Origin of the sequence: Bacillus sp. SIMBA_074, from assembly GCF_046534555.1 — a bacterium.
GTDB lineage: Bacteria > Bacillota > Bacilli > Bacillales > Bacillaceae_G > Bacillus_A > Bacillus_A mycoides.
This window is the reverse complement of record NZ_JAWRYM010000009.1, coordinates 1-19,273: the sequence shown is the minus strand read 5'-3', so window position 1 is coordinate 19,273 and position 19,273 is coordinate 1. Positions and strand designations below refer to the sequence as shown.

19 protein-coding genes and 2 pseudogenes are annotated in these 19,273 nt (G+C 34.3%); 4 read left to right on the top strand and 17 right to left on the bottom strand.

The genetic code is table 11. The features are described 5' to 3' along the window. Positions 1 to 31: 31 nt before the first annotated feature. The 4 genes from SB773_RS12315 to asnB form a co-directional block, all read right to left on the bottom strand. Positions 32 to 1,018 carry an N-acetylmuramoyl-L-alanine amidase gene (locus SB773_RS12315; RefSeq protein WP_410590150.1) on the bottom strand — a complete coding sequence of 329 codons (987 nt, stop codon included), beginning with the start codon at positions 1,016 to 1,018 and terminating at the stop codon, positions 32 to 34. A gap of 106 nt (positions 1,019 to 1,124) precedes the next feature. Beyond that, complete coding sequence (locus tag SB773_RS12310; RefSeq protein ID WP_081085969.1) at positions 1,125 to 1,460, bottom strand: hypothetical protein; 336 nt, start codon at positions 1,458 to 1,460, stop codon at positions 1,125 to 1,127. Between the two features lie 45 nt (positions 1,461 to 1,505). Continuing rightward, complete coding sequence (locus SB773_RS12305; protein ID WP_410590148.1) at positions 1,506 to 1,865, bottom strand: GNAT family N-acetyltransferase; 360 nt, start codon at positions 1,863 to 1,865, stop codon at positions 1,506 to 1,508. 91 nt (positions 1,866 to 1,956) lie between these two features. Then, positions 1,957 to 3,858, bottom strand: coding sequence for an asparagine synthase (glutamine-hydrolyzing) (asnB, locus tag SB773_RS12300; RefSeq protein WP_002012706.1), 1,902 nt, complete (start codon positions 3,856 to 3,858; stop codon positions 1,957 to 1,959). 217 nt (positions 3,859 to 4,075) lie between these two features. Here asnB and SB773_RS12295 point away from each other — a divergent pair, with 217 nt between their 5' ends. Beyond that, the gene (locus SB773_RS12295; protein WP_002012708.1) at positions 4,076 to 4,543 is read left to right on the top strand and encodes an Hsp20/alpha crystallin family protein; all 468 of its coding nucleotides are present in this window, start codon (positions 4,076 to 4,078) and stop codon (positions 4,541 to 4,543) included. Positions 4,544 to 4,579: 36 nt separating this feature from the next. Here the strand turns inward: SB773_RS12295 and SB773_RS12290 are convergent, their stop codons facing one another. Continuing rightward, the gene (locus tag SB773_RS12290; protein ID WP_002141632.1) at positions 4,580 to 5,167 is read right to left on the bottom strand and encodes an SCO family protein; all 588 of its coding nucleotides are present in this window, start codon (positions 5,165 to 5,167) and stop codon (positions 4,580 to 4,582) included. Between the two features lie 335 nt (positions 5,168 to 5,502). On the opposite strand from SB773_RS12290, the gene SB773_RS12285 reads away from it, so the two are divergent. Next, positions 5,503 to 6,477, top strand: coding sequence for an MBL fold metallo-hydrolase (locus SB773_RS12285; RefSeq protein ID WP_060750307.1), 975 nt, complete (start codon positions 5,503 to 5,505; stop codon positions 6,475 to 6,477). Positions 6,478 to 6,659: 182 nt separating this feature from the next. Here SB773_RS12285 and SB773_RS12280 read toward each other — a convergent pair whose 3' ends face one another. The 4 genes from SB773_RS12280 to SB773_RS12265 all read right to left on the bottom strand — a co-directional run bounded on the left by SB773_RS12280 (position 6,660) and on the right by SB773_RS12265 (position 9,212). After that, positions 6,660 to 7,502 carry a DegV family protein gene (locus tag SB773_RS12280; protein WP_060750483.1) on the bottom strand — a complete coding sequence of 281 codons (843 nt, stop codon included), beginning with the start codon at positions 7,500 to 7,502 and terminating at the stop codon, positions 6,660 to 6,662. A 153-nt stretch (positions 7,503 to 7,655) separates the two neighbouring features. Then, positions 7,656 to 7,907 carry a DUF2535 family protein gene (locus SB773_RS12275; RefSeq protein ID WP_002012715.1) on the bottom strand — a complete coding sequence of 84 codons (252 nt, stop codon included), beginning with the start codon at positions 7,905 to 7,907 and terminating at the stop codon, positions 7,656 to 7,658. Positions 7,908 to 8,235: 328 nt separating this feature from the next. After that, on the bottom strand, positions 8,236 to 8,979 hold the full coding sequence (gene tatC / locus SB773_RS12270) for a twin-arginine translocase subunit TatC (RefSeq protein WP_012260868.1): 744 nt from the start codon (positions 8,977 to 8,979) through the stop codon (positions 8,236 to 8,238). Positions 8,980 to 9,032: 53 nt separating this feature from the next. Continuing rightward, the gene (locus SB773_RS12265) at positions 9,033 to 9,212 is read right to left on the bottom strand and encodes a twin-arginine translocase TatA/TatE family subunit (protein ID WP_002012719.1); all 180 of its coding nucleotides are present in this window, start codon (positions 9,210 to 9,212) and stop codon (positions 9,033 to 9,035) included. Positions 9,213 to 9,425: 213 nt separating this feature from the next. Between SB773_RS12265 and trhA the strand changes: the two genes are divergently transcribed. Continuing rightward, complete coding sequence (gene trhA / locus SB773_RS12260) at positions 9,426 to 10,082, top strand: PAQR family membrane homeostasis protein TrhA (protein WP_410590142.1); 657 nt, start codon at positions 9,426 to 9,428, stop codon at positions 10,080 to 10,082. 37 nt (positions 10,083 to 10,119) lie between these two features. Here trhA and SB773_RS12255 read toward each other — a convergent pair whose 3' ends face one another. The 5 genes from SB773_RS12255 to SB773_RS12235 all read right to left on the bottom strand — a co-directional run bounded on the left by SB773_RS12255 (position 10,120) and on the right by SB773_RS12235 (position 15,432). Beyond that, the gene (locus SB773_RS12255; RefSeq protein WP_060750306.1) at positions 10,120 to 10,839 is read right to left on the bottom strand and encodes a lysophospholipid acyltransferase family protein; all 720 of its coding nucleotides are present in this window, start codon (positions 10,837 to 10,839) and stop codon (positions 10,120 to 10,122) included. Between the two features lie 111 nt (positions 10,840 to 10,950). Then, on the bottom strand, positions 10,951 to 11,586 hold the full coding sequence (locus SB773_RS12250) for an FMN-dependent NADH-azoreductase (RefSeq protein ID WP_410590139.1): 636 nt from the start codon (positions 11,584 to 11,586) through the stop codon (positions 10,951 to 10,953). Between the two features lie 239 nt (positions 11,587 to 11,825). Next, entirely contained in the window at positions 11,826 to 13,811 is a 1,986-nt protein-coding gene (gene pbpC / locus SB773_RS12245) for a penicillin-binding protein 3 (RefSeq protein ID WP_410590137.1), read from the bottom strand. Between the two features lie 156 nt (positions 13,812 to 13,967). Continuing rightward, on the bottom strand, positions 13,968 to 14,456 hold the full coding sequence (locus tag SB773_RS12240) for a dihydrofolate reductase (RefSeq protein WP_410590135.1): 489 nt from the start codon (positions 14,454 to 14,456) through the stop codon (positions 13,968 to 13,970). Between the two features lie 19 nt (positions 14,457 to 14,475). Further along, positions 14,476 to 15,432 (bottom strand): thymidylate synthase, encoded by a 957-nt coding sequence (locus SB773_RS12235; RefSeq protein WP_410590133.1) that lies wholly within the window; start codon positions 15,430 to 15,432, stop codon positions 14,476 to 14,478. 198 nt (positions 15,433 to 15,630) lie between these two features. Between SB773_RS12235 and SB773_RS12230 the strand changes: the two genes are divergently transcribed. Further along, positions 15,631 to 17,088 (top strand): serine hydrolase, encoded by a 1,458-nt coding sequence (locus tag SB773_RS12230; protein ID WP_410590131.1) that lies wholly within the window; start codon positions 15,631 to 15,633, stop codon positions 17,086 to 17,088. Positions 17,089 to 17,136: 48 nt separating this feature from the next. On the opposite strand, the pseudogene SB773_RS12225 reads toward SB773_RS12230, so the two are convergent. The 3 genes and pseudogenes from SB773_RS12225 to SB773_RS12215 all read right to left on the bottom strand — a co-directional run bounded on the left by SB773_RS12225 (position 17,137) and on the right by SB773_RS12215 (position 19,102). Beyond that, positions 17,137 to 18,069 (bottom strand): annotated as a pseudogene (locus tag SB773_RS12225) (aminoglycoside phosphotransferase family protein). Positions 18,070 to 18,080: 11 nt separating this feature from the next. Beyond that, positions 18,081 to 18,465: pseudogene (locus SB773_RS12220) on the bottom strand (VOC family protein). A gap of 1 nt (position 18,466) precedes the next feature. Beyond that, positions 18,467 to 19,102 carry an HAD family hydrolase gene (locus SB773_RS12215; RefSeq protein ID WP_081085972.1) on the bottom strand — a complete coding sequence of 212 codons (636 nt, stop codon included), beginning with the start codon at positions 19,100 to 19,102 and terminating at the stop codon, positions 18,467 to 18,469. Between the last annotated feature and the right edge of the window lie 171 nt (positions 19,103 to 19,273).

The following is a 19,273-nucleotide window of genomic DNA, read 5'->3' as shown; positions in this document are numbered from 1 at the left end:
ACGCATTCGTATTACATTATAAACTCATTTCCTAATATTGATTATATTTAATATATGATGGATCATTATACACCCATTGATTTCCACCAAGGTTCAACCAACCGTTTTGATTAATATACACTAAATACGATTCAGGATTATTTAATTTACGAATAACTGAAGAAGATGTTGATGGACCACTTCTTAAGTTCACATTCGTTCCTTTTATATAAGCGACACCAATTGGACTTCCATCACTATTGCTCGTCTTTACAAAATTAATGTACGAAGGGTCATTATACACCCATTGTCCATTTCCTAAGTCTAACCATCCGTTACTTTCCTGATATACGACATACGATTCTGGGGCGTTTAGTTGACGAATAACTGAAGAAGACGTTGATGGGCCACTTCTTAAATTCACATTTTCCCCAAGTATATAGGCAATCCCCTTCGTTTGTGGTGTTGGCTCTGGGTTTGGAGGTTGTGGATTTGGAGCTACTCCAAAAATAGCTGCTATTCCGTTTGCATACGCTTGGCTTATATCTTCGATAAATTGTGGATTTTTCAATAAATTAGCATCAAACGTTGTATCAATAAAGGCAGTCTCTGTTAAAATTGCATCCATTGCAGTCTCTCTTAGTACCGCATAATTTGCTTTTTTGGCTCCTCGGTCACGAAGACCGTATTTTGTTAATACAGGATTGACTGCTACATGCATTTTTTGTTGCTTTTCATATGCGGAACTACTATTAGATAGCGCGTTGTAAATATAACTTTCAAATCCAGTTCCACCGCCACTATTAATGTGAAATGAGATAAAATAATCTGCACCAAATGAATTAGCAATATTAGCACGTTCTGATAAAGAGATAAACACATCACTATCACGTGTCATTTTAATATTGATTGGATAATTTGCAGATAAAATATCTCGCACACGTCTAGCAATTTGAAGTGTTAACTCTTTTTCCACTAACCCATTACCAACAGCACCAGAATCATATCCACCATGCCCTGCGTCTATAACAAGTTTCATATATCTTTTTCGTTCCTTTCTTAATTGTAATAAGCTTTCATTTCTACTCGTCCTATTTTATGTTAATTGTACAAGTTCCGTTACAAGTACAAATAAAAAAACCCCCTTATGTAAGGCGGTTTCTATCGCTTTGCTTTAGCCAATTTAAAATGAATATATACGATTGATAATGGATGTAACGTATGCAAAATAAAAGAAATAAAAGAAATATCCCACCGCCGCTATATAGCAACCCAAACTTCAAAAAAATGTTCAAAAGAGGTGGGAAATACGTCATGTTTTGCAATACAAATAGCATACAAAACAAAATTAAAAATACGGGAATATATTGTAATTCATATGGTCTTCTCTTCTTATACATTCTTTTCCGAATAAAAGTCTGGCATAGTTCTGCTACTATAAAACAACCTCCAACTAATACAAGACCAGAAGTTATCGTCATACGTCCACCTACCTTATATTCATATCATCACCTAATCAATATTCACTATATTTTCTTTACATATATTCCATTTTCCTCAATAAAACCAGATCCCTCTATGAAAGATTTAGCTTGTTCCGTAAACATCTCTTGCAATACTTTTATTTCTTTCACATTTCTCTGTTTCATCATTTCTTCAAATGTAAAATACGTATTTGTCCCGTATCCATAACCTTGATAATCAAAATGAATAATTAACTGTGACAAAATAGCACTCTCTTCTTGAACGCTATAACCTATTACGCCAATATATGTATCATCAACTTTTACACAATACTGAACCTTTTTCTCATCTAAGCTGTGTGAATGAAACATTTCTTTTACAGCGCTTTCATTTTCTGTATTTACTTTCTCAAACGTAATCATATGTTGTCCATCCTTTTACTATTATTGTATCAATAATAAATGCAATTTATGAAAAAAACCTTAAGATCGAATGCGACCTTAAGGTTTTTTATTAAACTAAGCTATACGCACGCTTTGTTTCTTCGTGGAACTTATTCGTATCGTATTTATGCTCAACATAAATTTGATGCCATACCATAAACGCAAGTACAGTCCAAATTTTACGGCTATAATCGCCTTTATCTGCACAATGTGCTTCCAGTAAGTTTAATACATACTGTTTTTCGATTAAATGCTCAGTTTTGCTTTCTTTAATAATATTTACAGCCCAATCGTGCATTTCATCTTTTAACCAGTGACGAATTGGTACTGGGAATCCAAGCTTTTTACGATCTAACACGTGATCCGGAACAATTCCACGAGCAGCTTCACGTAATATAGCTTTCGTTGTTCCGTTTGCAATTTTAAATTCTGTCGGAATTTTAGATGCAACGTCAAATACTTCTTTATCTAAGAACGGTACACGAAGTTCTAATGAATTTGCCATCGTCATTTTATCAGCTTTTAATAAAATATCGCCGCGTAACCATGTGAACATATCAATGTACTGCATTTTACTTACATCATCATAATCTTTAATTTCGTTATACAATGGTTTCGTGATATCCATATAGTTAACACTTTCATCGTAATACTTCATTAATTCAGCTTTCTCTTCTTCACGGAAGATTTTCGCATTTCCATAGTAACGCTCTTCGATTGGCGTACATCCACGCTCTAAGAAGCTTTTTCCTTTAAACCCTTCTTTAAGAGCACCACTTAATGCCTTTAGAACACTCTTTCCTGGGCTAGGAATGTAAGAGAACATTTTTAACGAGTTTGGCTCACGATAAATGTTATATCCACCAAATAGCTCGTCTGCACCTTCACCAGAAAGAACAACCGTTACATGTTTACGCGCTTCTTTCGCAACGAAATACAATGGTACAGCTGCTGGATCCGCTAAAGGATCATCCATATGCCAAATGATTTTTGGGAACTCATCCATAAATTCTTGCGCTGTAATGAATACGTTATGGTTTTTAACTCCTAATTTCTCAGCAGTTTCTTTCGCAACATCAACTTCACTGAAACCGCGTTGTTCGAAACCAATAGAGAATGTTAATAGATTTGGATTCATTTCTCTTGCGATAGAAGCAATAATAGATGAATCGATACCACCAGATAAGAAAGAACCTACTGGTACATCACTACGCATATGTACTTTTACAGAATCGTATAATACATCACGAATTGCTTGGATATGCTCCTCTTTCGTTGCGCTTGAAGCGTTGAAATAAGGATTCCAGTAGCGATGGATTTCCATCTCTTTACCGATTTCTTTTACGAAGTAATGACCAGGCTCAATTTTGTTAACATCAATTGTTAATGTTTCTGGCTCTGGACCATATTGGTACGTAAAGTAGTGTTGTAGTGACTTTGGGTTTACCCCTTTGTCTTCCATTACATGCATAATACTTTTCTTCTCAGATGCGAAGAATGTAGTATCACCTTGTTGTGCGATGTATAAAGGCTTAATACCGAAGTGGTCACGTGCACCGAAAAGTGTCTTTTCTTCACGATCCCAAATCATAAATGCGAACATACCACGAAGGTAGTCTACACATTTTTCTTTCATATGTGCATACAATGCAATGATAACTTCTGTATCAGATTGTGTAGCAAAAGTTGCACCTTTTTCAAGTAACATTTCACGTAGTTCTACATAATTGTAAATTTCACCATTAAAAATAATTACATATCGATCATTTTCATAAGTTAACGGCTGATGTCCTGCCTCTAAGTCAATGATACTTAAACGGCGGAAGCCAAATTGTACATGTTCATCACGAAAATATCCTTCGTCATCTGGACCGCGGTGGAAAATCATCGTGTTCATATTTTCAAATTGATGTTTTTCTGTTTCTGAAAACTCTCTAGGGTTTTCACATAAACATCCTACAAAACCACACATACTTCTTACCCTCTTTCAGTTTTCATTCTGTCTCAATACTACTATATCAACCCTATTTATACTAGCATAATCAACTGAATATGGCGACCAAAAACTATAAAAAACTCACTCCATTTCACATTTTTAACATTTTTTTATGAAAACATGAAAACTAGGCACTCACCTTTCTCCGCTTTTGTCATATGATATTGCAAATTGATTTCTAGGAGGTAATACCATGAGTGAAGAAAAAAAAGATTCTTCTCGCCCACCGGTTCGTAATTATTTAAAACAAATTGATGATTTTTTCGAACAAACACCTCTTCGTGGCGTAATTGCTGATTTAAATCATTTTTTCCAAAAAGGAAACCGTTTATTAACATTCCCAGTAGATTTATACGAAGTTGGTGACGAACTCGTCGTTACAGCCGAACTACCAGGTATACAAAAAGAACAAATTCAAATTGAAATACAAAGCGAATACTTAAAAGTCTCTGTAAAAGAAGATATACTTGAAGAGACGGAAGAAGAACAGACATCTCATAACTATTATCGCCGAGAACGTTCCATTTCAGAAGCGTCAAGAATTATTAAGTTACCATATTTAATTAATAAAAAAGCAACGAAAGCTTCTTATCAAAACGGTGTATTAGAAATTCGCGCACCGAAATTACCACAACAGCATGACATATTATCCATAGACTGAATACTAATAAAAGAAGGGTGTTAAGCACCCTTCTTTTTAATCAGCTAATCGCTTCATATCACGTATAATATCTTCGTATGGCGTATTGCTAATGCCGCTATATTTTTTCATTACTTTTCCATTTTGATCGACTAAGAAAAATGATGTACCGTGTATTACTTGCCCATTCTCTGGTTTATCTACAAGCGACTGGAAGTTATCTTTTGAAAACTTTGTAATATCCTCCAGTGAATAACCAGTTAACAAGTTCCAGTTACTTGTATCCTCTGTAAACTTTTGAATGAATGCTTTCAAATTTTCTGGTTTATCAAGTTCAGGGTCTACACTAAACGAAACAAACTGAACGTCTAATTTCTCTTCCTTAGCCATTTTCTGTAATTTCGCCATATTAGCAGTCATTGGCGGACAAACTGTTTGACAGTTTGTAAACATGAAATCAGCTACCCAAACTTTCCCTTTTAAATCTTTTGTACCAAACGGCTTTCCTTCTTGATTTGTAAATTGGAAAGTTTCTAAATCCCAGTTTAACGGTTTACGGAGTTTTGCCCCTGAACTGCTACAACCTGCAAGTACAAAGAGACAAAATACAACCATAAGACCAATTAACTTTTGATAACGCTTCATTATTAAACCTCTTTTCTCTATCCTTAATTTATGTAAGTTATGTATATCATAACAAAAGTAAACACTATGAGAAAATTGTTTACATCATTTGTTCACGAAATCGTACGAATTTACATATGTTACTTCTTTATTTCAAGCGAATTACTAGACAAAATATATTTTACTACTATTATTTCTCTAACCATTATTTGCGAAACGAAGTTCATTGTTAAATTTGTAAATAAATCCCCCTATTTTTTTACAATTACTTAAACATTAATCCATGTTAAACACTGTATTCCTTAACAACATTTCGGTACAATACAACTACAACGATTTTAAATGAGGTGATGTTCATGGCAAAGCGCTATGAAAATATGGATAATGCAAGTACAAAAAAATCAATTCGCTCCTTCTTACGTTGGCGTAAAGAGAGAAAGCAAAACAAAAAAGACTTTTCTTTTCTAGTAGAACAATCACCTGTTAAACAAAGTAAATTTCTACTAAATAACTTTGAAAAAACGACTGTCACATGGATTGGTCATTCAACTTTTCTCATTCAAACGAACGGCTTAAATATTTTAACAGATCCAGTATGGGCAAATAAATTAAAGTTAGTTCCACGACTTACTGAGCCAGGGCTCACTATAAAAGAACTACCTAAAATCGATATCGTTCTTATTTCACACGGTCATTACGATCATTTAGACTTTTCATCTCTTCGTCAACTAAATGATGATACCTTATACCTTGTTCCTATTGGGCTAAAAAAATTATTTACTCGTAAAAAATTCACCAATGTAGAAGAATACAACTGGTGGGAAAGTACAACAATTGATGAAGTCTCTTTTCACTTCGTACCTGCCCAGCACTGGACGAGAAGAACATTATTTGATATGAACACCTCTCACTGGGGAGGATGGATCATTGATAATATGACTTCTTCAGAAACCATTTATTTTTGTGGTGATAGTGGTTATTTCCAAGGATTTAAAGAGATTGGCAAACGTTTTTCAATCGATATTGCACTTATGCCAATTGGTGCCTATGAACCAGAATGGTTTATGAAAGTATCCCATGTTTCACCGGAAGAAGCTGTGCAAGCCTATCTAGATATAAACGCTACACACTTTATTCCAATGCACTACGGTACTTTTGCGCTAGCAAATGAAACGCCGAGGGAAGCTGTAACACGGCTTCGTAATAACTGGAATTTACGCATGCTACCGTGGGAACAACTTCATGTTCTCTTTTTGGGCCAAACTTTCACTTATAGCCCTACTGTTCCAGATAAAGAACTAGAAAAAATCACAGAAATCTCTCATGTATAACAGCACTACTTTTTTGAATAATTTATCATATACTATAGAAAATCGAAAAGGGTGTTTTCCATGAACGATTATTTACAGACTCGCTATATAATTAGCGGAAGCGCCTGTATTGCCCTTCTCATTTCTTACTTCATATACACATAAAAAAGCTACTTGAAAATTCATTTCAAGTAGCTTTTTTATTACTCTGCTAAATACATAAAACCAATTGCTCCTGGTCCTGTATGAGTACTGATAACTGGTGTTGTATAGAAAATCTCTGATTGAGTGAATCCATTCACTTTTTCAACAGCAGCTTTTACACTTTCTGCTAAAGGAATTGCTTTAGCATGTGGAATCGCAACAGCTTTCACTACTTTTCCAGCAGTATCTTCCTCGAATATTTTAGCCAATGTTTTTACAATCTGCCCTTGGCTACGTACTTTCGTTACCGGATTATATACGCCGCCTTCTAAACTTGCGATTGGTTTAATATTAAGTAAAGAACCAATAAGTGCTTTACCTTTACCAATGCGTCCACCTTTTACTAAGTTTTCTAATGTATCTACGACAACATATAAACGAGTATTCTTTCTTACTTCATCAATACGTTTTAAAATATCTTCTAGTGAGCATTCTTCTTTTGCCATTTTTGCAGCTTCAATTACTTGATATGCTAAAGCATGTGTAATGAATTGAGAATCAACAACTGTTACTTTCGTATCTGTCATTGATGCAGCGCTATTCGCTGTTGCGACAGTACCGCTCATTCCACCTGTCATATGAATGGAAAGTACTTCACTTCCATCTTCGCCTAGCTTGTCATACATTTCTACAAATGTACCCATAGCCGGTTGTGATGTTTTTGGTAATTCTTCTGATTTAATCATTTCTTCAATAAATTCATCCGGTTGCAAATCTACACGATCTAAGTATGTTTGTCCATTTACAGAAATAGATAATGGTAGAACATGAACATCATACTTCTCAATCACTTCTGGAGATAAATCTGCCGTTGAATCTGTTACAATTTTAATTTTTTGCATATTATATTCTTCCCTTTCCAATACGCTCTCCCTGTTATTATACTAGTATTCCCGATGCTTTCAACAATTTCGAATAAATTTCACCAAATTAATTATATTTTTATACCTAAAATGAAAAAGACAGAGCCTACCTAACTCTGTCCCTGCTGTGTATTATGCATTCTTTTCAAGAGTATTTGTCTTATATACATTTGAATAATCATTCCACTTCAAACAACTTTGTAAATATTCACGGAAAGAGTACGAGAATCTTGGGTTTTTATGTTTTTGAATTTTCGCAATAAATAATTGAAGACGAGACTGAATTAGAAACGCTAATGGATGCTGTGTTTGTAGGACAGGGATTTCAAATATTTTAATACAATTCCCTGTTGCATGAGTGAAATAAAAACTTTTCGTAATCACAATATCAATCCTCTTTTTCGTTGGATTTTTGAACTTCCTCCACTTTATTCTTTAACACGTTTTTTAGTGTAGGTTTCCTATGAATACTAAAATATCCTTAAGCTGCCCCATTTAGAAGTTAATACTTCATTTATATCCACCTAATTCGAACCCTGTCCTATATATCCTTTGAGACGGGAGTCTTATTACCCATATATAGCTTGATAACTTCAGTATAAACGTATAAAAATGAAAAGTTTGTCTAAATTTTGGAGATTCTATAATTTTTTCCTTCTATATATTGTATACAATTATAGCTAGAGTATAACAAATAAATTAAAAAGTGCCTTTATAACGAGGCACTTTTCGACTGTATTTCTTCTTCTCTTTTCTGTTTTCGTTTACTAACTATCTTTGATAAAGCGATACTGATTTCATAAATACAAATAAGCGGTACCGCTACTAAACTATGTGATAAAAAATCTGGTGGCGATATACATGATGCAATTATAATCAACACGACATAAGCATATCTTCTTATTTTCTGAAGAAATTCTGCCGTTAGAAGACCTATACTCGTTAAAAACATAACAACTACAGGTAATTCAAATATAACAGCAAACGGAACTGTTAAATTTAATACGAAATGAAAATATTTTTCCGTTGTAAACATCGTATTAAACATCTCATTACCAATTGTAGTTAGGAAATGAAATAAAAATGGCATGACGATAAAATAACCGAAAGATAGGCCTGCTATAAATAATATAGACAATACCGGTATATACATTAATGTCATTTTTTGTTCATTGGGATGTAAACCTGGTTTTACAAATAACCAAATTTGTATCGCAGCAAAAGGAATTGTACAAACGATAGCAAATACTGTAGCAATCGAGAAAAAAATCCACAACACATCACTTGGACCGAGAACAGTTAATTTCATTGGTAAATCTTTTACAAGCCAAAAATAAATATCCTTCGTAAAAGTAAATCCAATAATTAAAAATAATACAAAGGATAATACTGTATATATTACTCGTTTGCGAAGCTCAACAATATGTTCTACTACGCTCATTTCCCGATCTTCCATCTCGTTCACCACACTTTATTTATCCATTCCGAGAAAAAATTCATCAGATTCTTTTATTTATTTTTTTCCTTCTCTTGAAATGCCTCATCAGTCAATTCTTTTGTTGATTTTTTAAATTCTTTTAACGTTTCCCCTAAAGCTTTCCCAATTTCCGGTAACTTTTTTGGGCCGAATAAAATTAACACTGCTACTAAAATTAAAATTAACCCTGGAAAGCCAATATTTGAAAACATTTCCCCATCCCCTTCATAAGTAGATTCCTTGTCCTACTATTCCATAAGTTCATTTTGTCAAAAAATTTTGTAAACGTCAATGTATCCGTTGTCTTTTGTCAAAAAAATTCAAAAATAAAATCAATTATACAAATATCATTTTCTATTCCTTTTGTATATGATATGGTTAAGGAAAATATAACTTATCTCAATACAGTGAAAGGGATTAACATTATGACGCAAAAAATTACAAGAATGACCCAATTTGTAAAAGAAGAAATTGCGAATGCAATTACCCATGGTATCGGTGCCATTTTAAGCATCCCTGCCTTAATCATATTAATTATTCATGCTTCCAAACATGGTACAGCATCTGCTATTGTTGGCTTTACCGTTTATGGCGTAAGCATGTTCTTGCTATACTTATTTTCTACACTGCTGCATAGTATCCATCATCCAAAAGTAGAAAAGTTATTTACCATTTTAGATCACTCCGCCATATATTTATTAATTGCCGGCACGTATACACCATTTCTACTCATTACACTGCGTGGCCCGCTCGGTTGGACTTTACTCGCAATTATTTGGACCCTTGCGATTGGTGGCATTATTTTCAAAATCTTCTTTGTTCGTCGCTTTATTAAAACATCAACATTATGTTATATCATTATGGGTTGGCTCATCATCGTTGCCATTAAACCCCTTTATGAAAATTTAACCGGTCACGGCTTCTCGCTACTATTAATAGGCGGCATTTTGTATTCTGTCGGAGCTATATTCTTCCTTTGGGAAAAGCTTCCGTTCAATCATGCCATTTGGCATCTCTTCGTACTAGGCGGTAGTACAATGATGTTTTTCTGCGTACTGTTTTATGTCTTACCCGCAGCATAAAAAAAGTTTCAGCTTGTTTAAGCTGAAACTTTTTTTATTACTTATGTAATTGAGATGCAATAATATCTTTTGTATGCTGGGTTAACTCTTTAGCATCCATACTTGCATATTCTTCAGGTGTAATTGGCTTAGAAATTGTTAATGTTGCATGAGCTGGTTTCATACGATTTCCATTAGCCTCAAACATCTTATATGTACCATCTAAAGTTACTGGTAATATAGATACGCCAGATTTTACAGCAAGGTGAAAACTCCCTGCTTTAAACTCACCGATTTCGCCACCCTTACTTCTCGTTCCCTCTGGAAAAATCACGATAGAATGCCCGCTCTTTAACAGTTCAATTCCATCTTTAATTGCCTTAAGAGATTGACGACGATCGCTGCGGTCCATAAACACACAATTCATTAGTTCCATCCATGTTGGCACAACCGGAAACTTTTTAATTTCCGCTTTTGAAACGAATCCAACTGGCTTATTTAAGTAACCTAGTAACACAGGAATATCCATATTACTTTGATGATTACTTACAACTAGCACTGGCTTGTCTTTCGGAACATTTTCAAGTCCCTTTACTTCTACAGTCGATCCAGTTACACGCACCATTTTCTTACCAAACCAGTTTGTTGTTTTATACACAACACTATCTTTTTCTTGCGGTGACATCGCATTTGCTTTTCTTTTTATACGCCACAACCTTGGTGTAATCGCAATTACGATTAAAATTAAATAAAAGATTTTAAAAAACGTTTGAATCATACAGAACCCCCACCTATTATCATTCCGACCTTCATTATACTAGACAAACGAAGGAAAAAGAAGAAAAAATGTCCAAACAACAAGTGTTTGGACATTTTGAAGTTTTCTATATTAGAAACGTTTTGCTAATTTGCGTGCATTTGCAATTGCTGCTTCTTTAATGTCTTGTGCTTTTTCAGGATTTGCATTCATTCCTTCAACTGCAATATATTCAGTATCATTTACACCGATGAATCCTAATACTGTTTTCAAGTGATTGCGACCGAAGTCCACAGCTGCATATGCTCCTTCAGAATAAACGCCGCCTGTAGCTTGAATATGAAGTGCTTTTTTGCCTTCTAATAAGCCAACTGGACCATTTTCAGTATATTTGAATGTTTTACCTGCGATTGCTAAGTTATCTAAGTATGCTTTCACTACTGGTGGATAGCTAAAGTTCCACATTGGAGTTACGAATACATATCGATCTGCATGCATAAATGTTTCTAAGTTTGTGTTCATTGCTGCAACTTTTTGTTGTTGATTTTCACTTAAAGTTTCGAATCCTTCGCCTGCTGCAAATTTACCCCAAGCAGCGAATACATCTGCATCGATTGCTGGTACTGTAGTATTGAACAAATCAATTGTTACTACTTCGTCTTGTGGATGCTCGTTTTTATAAGCTTCGATGAACGCTTCACCTACTGCTACTCCGAAAGAACCTTCTGCTGAATTTGGATTTGCTGTAATAAATAGTACTTTTGTCATTGTATTATCTCCCTTTTTTAAATTTATCTTTAATTTGAGATTTATTATTTTATAGTAAATAACTTACCTTATGTAAGTATAATACAAAAAGTTATATGCAATGTCAATAAAAAATAGCTACTTTTTTTTCGTAAGTTAATAAGTTATATCGCTTCACCTTACTTTCGTATATAAATATTAAGATTTTATCAACATAAAAAACTACCTCCATATTATATGGAGGTAGCCTTCATCAATTATTATTTTTGAAAAACATGTTTAACTTTTTCAGCAGGAATATTACTTCCACCTCTACCTTTTACATCTTCAATCATCATTGTAATGACCATATCAGGTGAATTTAAATCAAACGCAGCGAACCAACCTAGTTCTTTTCCTTCTGCCTCTTTTGATACTTTTAATTCTGCTGTTCCTGTTTTACCAGCAAGAGTCATACCATCAATTTTAGCAATTTTCCCAGTACCATCTGGATCGTTAATCACTTTCGTTAATGCTGTTTTTAATATATCTTGATTTTCTTTAGAAATCACGTTCTCTTTCCAAGCTTTTGGTTGTTTATCTGTTTTAATAAGATACGGTGACGGAATCTTTCCATCATTTACAATCGGTGCATACGTTAAAGCTAAATGAAGAGGAGTCATTAAGACTTGTCCTTGTCCATATCCTGTATCTGCCATTTGAATATCATTTTTTATGCCATCATTTGCGATTTTAGAAGCTGGGAATCCGTATTCAATTGGTAATTTCTCATCAAATCCGAATTTTTTCGCCTCAGCCATAAATTTATCTTTTCCAATTTTCAAAGCTTCTTGTGCGAAATAAATATTATCCGAGTATTTCATTGCCTTATCAAAATCAATCGGATTTGCATCTTTTACACGTGTTACGTAATAATTGCCCCAAGAAGAATCTTTCGTCCATTTCAGTCCTTCAATTTTCAATTCTTCTTTTGGATCAATCGTTTTCGTTTCAAGACCAATTGCACCTGTAATTGGCTTAAATACAGAACCTGGTACCGATAATTGTGTAAATCGATTCGTCATCGGTTTTTTCGGGTCATTATTCCAAGCCTCGCGTTGTGCTTTTGATGTTCCTCGTGCAATTAAATTAGGATTATAAGCTGGACTACTTACAAGAGCAATTGTTTCTCCACTTTTCGGATTAATTGCCGCACTTGAACCAGCTTCTCCCTTCATTTCATTATACGTTTTTTCTTGAACAACACTATCGATAGTTAAAGTTACATTTTCTCCATCAACAGCATCTGTTTTCGCTAAATTTTTAATTTCTTTTCCTTGTGTATCTTCCATGAAGACACGGCCACCTTTTTTCCCGCGTAGCTGTTCTTCCAATACTTGCTCTAATCCAGCCTTACCAACTGGTTCATCGGCTTGATAGCCTTTCTTTTGAAGCGTTTTTAAATCTTCAGCATTTACTTTTCCGATATAACCAGTAAGATGCGCTGCTGCTTCCCCTAACGGATATGTACGAACATTTACAGGTTTTGCTGCAACACCAGGTAAATCAATATACATATTTTGCGTTGTCCCTTCAGGTAAAATTCCAATTGGTACAAGATACCCTGGTTTTACCCATTTAGCAGCTAGTTTTTGATCAATTTCTTCTACAGACATATTTAACAACTTCGCTACTGCTTCTTTCGTTTGCGGAGCAGTTTCATCTAATTTTTCTGGAACAATTCCAATCTCAGAAGCTTTCCCATTCGTCGCAAGACCTTTTCCATTACGATCGTATATTTCACCACGTTTTGGTTGTGTTGTTTGCATACGCACTTTACTATCTTTTGTCATGCCAGGGAAAATGAAATCAGGTGTCCAATCTATTTTCCAAGATTCTTTATCTCCATCTTTTTCTTTCACCATTTTTGCTTCATGACCAAAAGTGATTTTACCACCAACTGTATCCATGCTTACTTTAAAAGGAACAGGGCCTTCATCTTTTTTATCTTCTTTTACTTCCCCTGTTTCTACCTTTAAGTCTTTCACTTCAATACCAGAATAAATTTTTTCATATTTCTCAGTAAACTCTTTCTTTGAAATATCTTTTTTTGCATTTTCTGATAATTGATCGTACATATCTGCAAATTTTTGTTTATTCCATGCTTTTACATATGTATCAAACGCTTCTTGTGGTTTTTCTTCTTTACCACATCCAACTAACATGAATGTTAAGCAAAGAAAAAGAATCCCCCATATTTTTCTCAACTGATTCTCCTCCTTTTATTACATGGCGTACTTCTAACGATTTATAGCATTCTATACATGCTAACTCTCATTATAGCACTATCGAATCCCATCTATAAAGATACATCTGATAATATAAATAAAAAGATTGATGTGAATGCTCACATCAATCTTTTTTTATTGTTGCTTTTCATAAATATGATAATAGTACGTGTACGGATTTTTTTCATCCGTTAAGCCCTTCTCCACAAAAACTTCTTTCCAACCAGTCATATCCATTTCCGGGAAGAATGTATCTCCATCAAATGCATGATGAATCTTTGTTATATACAACTTCTCCACATACGGTAAGAATAAATCATAAATTTGCGCTCCTCCAAAAATAAAGATTTCTTCTTCATCTTTGCATAGCTCAAATACTTCTTCCACAGAATGAGCAACTTCACAACCTTCAACATGATAATCACCGTTACGCGTTACAATAATATTACGTCTTCCAGGCAATGGTCTACCAATTGCTTCATAGTTCTTTCTTCCCATTATAAGTGGGTGACCCATCGTCGTTTTCTTCACGTACTGTAGTTCACTCGGTATATGCCAAGGTAATTTATTATCTTTACCAATTACTCTATTCTCGTCCATTGCGACCATAAATGAAACAATCATTTTGTCATCTCCTCTACAATTACACTGCAACCGGTGCTTTAATCGCTGGGTGTGGATCATATCCTTCAATCGTTAACTCTTCCATCTCAAAATCAAACACAGATTTCACATCTGGATTTAATGTAAGTTTAGGGAATGGGCGTGGTTCACGTGCCAACTGCTTTTCTACTTGTTCAAAATGATTCGTATAAATATGTGCATCACCAATTGTATGAACAAACTCTCCTACTTCAAGACCACATTCATGTGCTATTAAATGTGTTAAAAGTGAATAGCTTGCAATGTTAAATGGAATGCCAAGGAATATGTCACCGCTTCTCTGATATAACTGACAAGAAAGCTTTCCATCTGCTACATAAAACTGGAATAGCGTATGACAAGGCGGTAAAGCCATACTAGGTACATCTTCAGGATTCCAAGCAGAAACAATTAGGCGACGTGAATCCGGCGTTTTTTTAATCATATCAATTACATCTTTTAATTGATCAAGTGTCTCACCAGCTGTCGTTTTCCAAGCACGCCATTGCTTTCCGTATACGTCTCCTAAATAACCATATTTATCTGAAAAATCATCATCTTCTAGAACATTCTTTTTAAACAATTCCATTTGCTCATCGTATTGCTTCTTAAATTCCTCATCTTGTTGAGAGCGAAGACCGAAATCTGTCATATCAGGACCATTATACTCGTCACTTTCTACCCAGCTCTTAAACGCCCATTCATTCCAAATATTATTATTATGTTGCAATAAATAACGAATATTTGTATCACCTTTCATAAACCAAAGCAGCTCACTTGCTACAAGGCGAAATGGAACTCTCTTTGTCGTTAATAAAGGAAATCCTTTACTTAGATCGAAACGCATTTGGTATCCAAATACAGATACAGTACCTGTCCCCGTACGATCTTCTTTCTTCGTACCGTGCTCCATTACATGACGGCATAAATTTAAGTATTCATATTCAGCATGTTTCATATGTAGAAAAACCTTCTTTCAATCGTATATGCAATTTATCATAACATGAAAAATAGTAAATTTAATAATCTTGATAAATAAAAATTATTTCAGTAATTCTTACAAAATTATTAACTTTCCATATTTAAAAAGGTTTTCATTTTCTATTACCGAAAGTATAGTGCGGTAGGATAAAATTTATATTTGGAGGTTAGAAGTATGTCTAAAATTGAAACTCCTGTTATGACTTCTTTACAAACAACGGTTGAAAAAATGATGAAGGATTTAAATGTTCCTGGTGCTGCTGTAGCTGTTATAAAAGACGGTGAAGTTATTATTTCCGAAGGTTTCGGCTATCGTAATATAGAGACAAAAGAGGCTGTTACACCGAGTACTCGGTTCGCAATCGGTTCCTCAACGAAAGCTTTTGGCACACTTTCATTAAGCTTATTAGCACAGCAAAAAAAGTTTAATTGGGATACTCCTGTCCAGTCTTATATACCTAACTTCTCTTTATCTGAACTACTTGCTAGCTCACAAGTTACAGGACGAGATTTAGCTTCTCATCGAACTGGTGTAAGTCGTCATGAAGCTCTTTGGTATAGCTCTTCCTTATCTCGAAAAGATCTCGTTGAAAAAATAAAACATTTACCACTTGATGCACCGTTCCGCACTTCTTTTCTATATAACAACTTAATGTATGCAACAATTAGCTACATCGTTGAAAACATTACAAATCAAACGTGGGAGCAATACGCTACAGAACATATTTTAGAACCTTTAAATATGAGGCATACAAACTTCTCTGTTACAGATTCACAAACTACAGATGATTATGCTTTACCTTACATTGAAAATGACGGTGAAATAAAAGAAGTTCCATTCCGTAACATCGATACAGTCGGCGCTGCTGGATGTATTAATTCTACAATTGAAGATATGGCAAATTGGGTACTTCTTCACTTAAACGAAGGAAAGTTTGGAGATCATGAATTAATCTCCTCTGAATTATTACAGCAAATGTATACACCACACAATTCAATTCCAGATCAACCGGTTTTATCACTTCCCGAATCTCCATTAAATAGTTACGGACTTGGTTGGTTTATTAGCGCTTATCGTGGTAATAAGGTGGTTCATCATGGCGGTAATATTGATGGATTTTCAGCGCTTGTTTCATTCATACCAACAGAAAACATAGGCCTTGTCATTTTAACGAATGCTGGAGGAACATTACTTCCTACTTATCTCGCTAATCAAATTTATGACGAACTACTTGAATTAGAATCCATTGATTGGCATAAACGTGCTGTAGAAGATACTGAAAAAATGAAGGAAATGATGAAAGAAGCAACTGAATCCATTCCTGAACAAATTAAAGGAACTACACCTTCTCACAAGTTAGAGGATTATACTGGTACTTTTGAGCATCCTGCATACGGAACATTACAAGTATACAAACGAGATGATTCGTTATTTGTACAATTTATGGAGATGGATATTCAATTAGGGCATCATCATTACGACATCTTCTCTGCAAAAGTTGACTTATTCCAAATGAAAATGAGTCTATTATTCGCTTATGAAATGAATGTGAGTGGTGAATTCCCATCCCTTCAGTTACATGTACCAGCTATGTTAAGTACTCAGCCGCTTGCATTTAAGAAAATTAAATAATTATTTTAATAATAAAAAAGTAGGTGTGAGATAACACACCTACTTTTCCTATTCTTCATTTATCATTTCACTATCAAACCAAATCGGCTTCGATAATTCAAATTTTTTATGATCTTCCAATACAATATGAAGACGTTCTAACGTATCCTCCAACATATGCGGCGCTGCTCGTAAGCACCAAACAACTGAAGAGAAAACCGTCATCCCAACGTATACCGCATATAATCTCCAAAACTCATCCGGTATTTTCCCGTTATAATATCACGTAATTTGTCCAATGGAATACGGAATACTAATGTCCCTTGCAAATAGTGCAATTTTTACGAAATCATGAAGTGGATCGCCCCAATCATAGCCATTAAAATCAATAACACCTACATATTTCCCATCCCGCACAATTATATTTTCTAAATGAAAATCATCGTGTTGAAATCGATTTGGACGATCCTTTACATACATTTCATTTTCATCTATAAACTTAATAATTTTATCATCATTTTTAATTTTAATTCCGCATGTTTTATACGCTTCTAAATATTTGCTATGTTTTCTCATCGCCCTTTCATACCAAGGCAGTAAATCCTTTGGAGCTTCATATGTATGCATTTTTGCTAAATCTTTTCCTGCCTCTATACCTATATCATATTGTTCTTTTGGCGTATATGTCGGCAACAACTTCTTCGCATCTTCTCCTTCTATATACGAAAAAATACTGTAGCATAAACCGTCTTCTTCCAACAAACCTATTTCAATTGGCTTTTGTGCTTGCACACTACGTTTTTGCATTTCATTTAAAATTTGAAACTCTATTTTCTTTCTTTCAAACTCTTTTATATCGCCTGTCCGTAACAAATACTTTTCATCTTCAATAGTCGTAATGATATATTTTTTATCAGGAGAGAAACCTTTAGAGATTTCTTCAATATTTGCTGCATCTTTTACTATTTGTATATTGTTTTGCCGTGCTGTAATTGTCTTCATGTTTATTCCCCTTACATTTCTACATTTGGTGTATACGCTACTTCTATAATAAATCCATTCGGATCGTAAAAATCAATCGTATAGTATCCGTCCGAATAATGACTCATTTCTATCGGACCACGTATTACCTTCACTTTTGTACTAGCAAGAAAATCTGCTACTTCATCAACTACTTCTCTACGAATAGCTTGGTAACAAATATGTCTAGGTCCTAAAGTCCTTACGATCTCCTCATCTACTTCTTTAAAATATATTTCACTTCTCCCGTACTATATGATACTTCATTTAGCTTTCTCCATCCAATTATGAAAACAACTTATCGTAAAAAGAAATGGACTCATCTAAACTCGCTACCCAAAATTCAATATGATGAATACCTGCTCGAAGTGTATTCATATTAAGAATACGCCCCTTGTACTACTTGCACAATTTCCATTGGTGTATTGACCATATAATCTGGCGCATCTTTTTTCACTGTTTCAATGACATCATACCCCCAAGATACCCAAATCACATTCACCCCAGCCTTTTTACACGCTGCTACGTCTCGCTGTTCATCACCAACGTATAACATATCTTTCTCTGTTATCTTTTTCGATTTTAAAAACCTTTTAATCATTTTATCTTTACCGAATAAGTTTTTAGAACAATATACTTCTTGAATATTTTCTATGCCATTATTGTGTAAAAATGCCCTAATATGCTCTTCTGAGTTCGATGATATGACCGCAATCCCGTAGCCTTTTCTATGTAATTCATCTAATACATCCTTCATCCCATGAAATAAAACAAGATCTTTTATAGCGGGTTGATATAATTTATAAAACTCTAATGCTAATATAGGTAGTTTATAAAGTGGTACATCAAGCTTTTTACATCTCTCCGACATAGTTAATTTTCGTAAAGGCTCAATTTCTTCCTCACTAACTGTCTTATACCCATGCTTTTCAGCAAGTTGATTATAAATCAGTACAAATATATTTTGTGAATCTACTAATGTGCCGTCAAAGTCAAAAACAATGTATTTTTGCATCCCCATACTCCCTTTTTTCTTTTTTCCTAAACCTATGTTATTCAACAGCATAAATGTCTTATCCTTTCATACACATAAAAAAAGAACAAGATTTTGAACTGCACCCCAATTGTTAGACACAGTCTAACAATTGGAGGTGCAGTTTTTCTATGGCTAAATTTACAGCTGATA